At 69.2% G+C, this 2,352-nt stretch carries 2 protein-coding genes; one reads left to right on the top strand and one right to left on the bottom strand.

The genetic code is table 11. From position 1 onward, the window contains the following. Positions 1-108: 108 nt before the first annotated feature. Positions 109-576: an RDD family protein gene (locus ACFVS9_RS26750; protein WP_383118757.1), complete on the bottom strand. Its 468-nt coding sequence runs from the start codon at positions 574-576 to the stop codon at positions 109-111. Between the two features lie 222 nt (positions 577-798). Here ACFVS9_RS26750 and glnA point away from each other — a divergent pair, with 222 nt between their 5' ends. After that, positions 799-2,208 carry a type I glutamate--ammonia ligase gene (gene glnA, locus ACFVS9_RS26745; protein WP_383118756.1) on the top strand — a complete coding sequence of 470 codons (1,410 nt, stop codon included), beginning with the start codon at positions 799-801 and terminating at the stop codon, positions 2,206-2,208. The last annotated feature ends 144 nt before the right edge of the window (positions 2,209-2,352 follow it).

Genomic DNA, 2,352 nt, shown 5'->3' with positions numbered 1-2,352 from the left:
CGCCGCGGGGCGAAAGTACGGCCTCCCCTAAAACTGTGGTCGATCGCGCCCCCCGTACCAACCGGCGGTCGGGGGGCCGCTCTCGTCACATGTGCGCCGGCGCCGGTCTCAGATGCGGACCTGGACGGCACGGGCCAGCCGGTCGTGGAGGCCGCGGCTGTCCCGGTCCCAGACGATGGCGGGGATCACCAGGAGGAGCAACACGCTCCGGACGACGACCCGCACGGGCCCGAGCCGTCCGCCGTCCTCGGCGATGACGCGCAGGCCGAGCATCCGCTTGCCGGGGGTGGAGCCCACCGTGCCGACCGTCAGCAGGCTCATCACGAGGAAGACGCCGAGCGCCCAGTTCCCCGCCGCCTGCTGGTCACCGCCGGCGAGCAGCCCGTATGCGATCAGCATGCACACGGCCCAGTCGATGAAGAGGGCCCCGAAACGGCGGCCCAGCGGGGCGACGGACCCCGGGCCCTCCTGGGGCAGACCGAGGCGCTCGCCCCGGTAACCGAAGTCGGCGCCCATCTCCTCGGCCGCCGCGCGGGGCCCCGAGAGCCACGATCCGATTGCTTGCCTGTTGTCCACCCGTCCACGGTACTGCGCCCACGTTTGCACCTGGCCGGGCGGGGCACGGAACACGTCGCTGAGGTGCCGCCCGCAACCGGGCTGGTTAACTTGTGCGAAACAAATGGGTCATGCTGGAGAAATCCCGTCTGCCTATGGTCGGGTCCAGCGTGTGCCACCGCACTGGCCGCACGGACGAGCTGCAACCCCGCCCTTTCCCGGGTCGGGAGTAGGAGGAGTTGGATGTTCCAGAACGCCGACGAAGTCCAGAAGTACATCGCCGACAACGACGTCAAGTTCGTCGACGTCCGGTTCTGCGACCTGCCGGGTGTGATGCAGCACTTCACGATCCCCGCTGCGTCCTTCGACCCGGCCGAGGAACTGGCTTTCGACGGCTCGTCGATCCGCGGCTTCCAGGCGATCCACGAGTCGGACATGGCGCTGCGCGCGGACCTGTCGACGGCACGGGTGGACCCCTTCCGCCGCGACAAGACCGTGAACATCAACTTCTTCATCCACGACCCGATCACGGGCGAGCAGTACAGCCGTGACCCGCGCAACGTGGCGAAGAAGGCCGAGGCCTACCTCGCCTCCACCGGCATCGCCGACACGGCCTTCTTCGGCCCCGAGGCGGAGTTCTACGTCTTCGACAACGTCCGCTTCCAGACGTCGGCGAACGAGAGCTTCTACCACATCGACTCCGAGGCCGGCGCCTGGAACACCGGCGCGGTCGAGAACAACCGTGGTTACAAGGTCCGCTACAAGGGCGGCTACTTCCCGACCCCGCCGGTCGACCACTTCGCCGACCTGCGTGCCGAGATCTCCATGGAGCTGGACAAGAACGGCCTCCAGGTCGAGCGCCAGCACCACGAGGTCGGCACCGCCGGCCAGGCCGAGATCAACTACAAGTTCAACACGCTGCTCGCCGCGGCCGACGACCTGATGCTCTTCAAGTACATCGTGAAGAACGTCGCCTGGCGCAACGGCAAGACCGCGACCTTCATGCCGAAGCCGATCTTCGGTGACAACGGCTCGGGCATGCACGTCCACCAGTCCCTGTGGTCCGGCGGCTCCCCGCTGTTCTACGACGAGCAGGGCTACGCCGGCCTCTCGGACATGGCGCGCTACTACATCGGCGGCATCCTGAAGCACGCCCCGTCGCTGCTGGCGTTCACCAACCCGACGGTGAACTCCTACCACCGCCTGGTCCCCGGCTTCGAGGCCCCGGTCAACATGGTGTACTCGCAGCGCAACCGCTCCGCCGCGATGCGCATCCCGATCACGGGCTCCAACCCGAAGGCCAAGCGCGTCGAGTTCCGCGCCCCGGACCCGTCGTCCAACCCGTACCTGGCGTTCTCGGCCCTGCTGATGGCCGGCCTGGACGGCGTCAAGAACAAGATCGAGCCCCCGGAGCCGATCGACAAGGACCTCTACGAGCTGGCCCCCGAGGAGCACGCGGGCGTCCAGCAGGTCCCGACCTCGCTCCCGGCGGTCCTCGACGCGCTGGAGGCCGACCACGAGTACCTCCTGGCCGGCGGTGTCTTCACGCCGGACCTGATCGAGACGTGGATCGACTACAAGCGCACCAACGAGATCGCCCCGATCCAGCTGCGCCCGCACCCGCACGAGTTCGAGCTGTACTTCGACCTCTAGGGGTCACGAGCTCACCGGCACGGCGGATGGCCGCCGCCCCCGTACCCCGGGGGGGGGCCCCGGGGCGGGTGCCCGGGGGGCGCGGGCGGCCCCGGGGGGGGGCCCCCCCCCCGGACTCCAAGAACGCCCCCGGGCGGTGGCCCC

This window comes from Streptomyces sp. NPDC058008, assembly GCF_042886395.1.
Lineage (GTDB): Bacteria > Actinomycetota > Actinomycetes > Streptomycetales > Streptomycetaceae > Streptomyces.
Note: the sequence above shows the minus strand (reverse complement) of the source record. Positions and strands in the feature narration are given on the sequence as shown.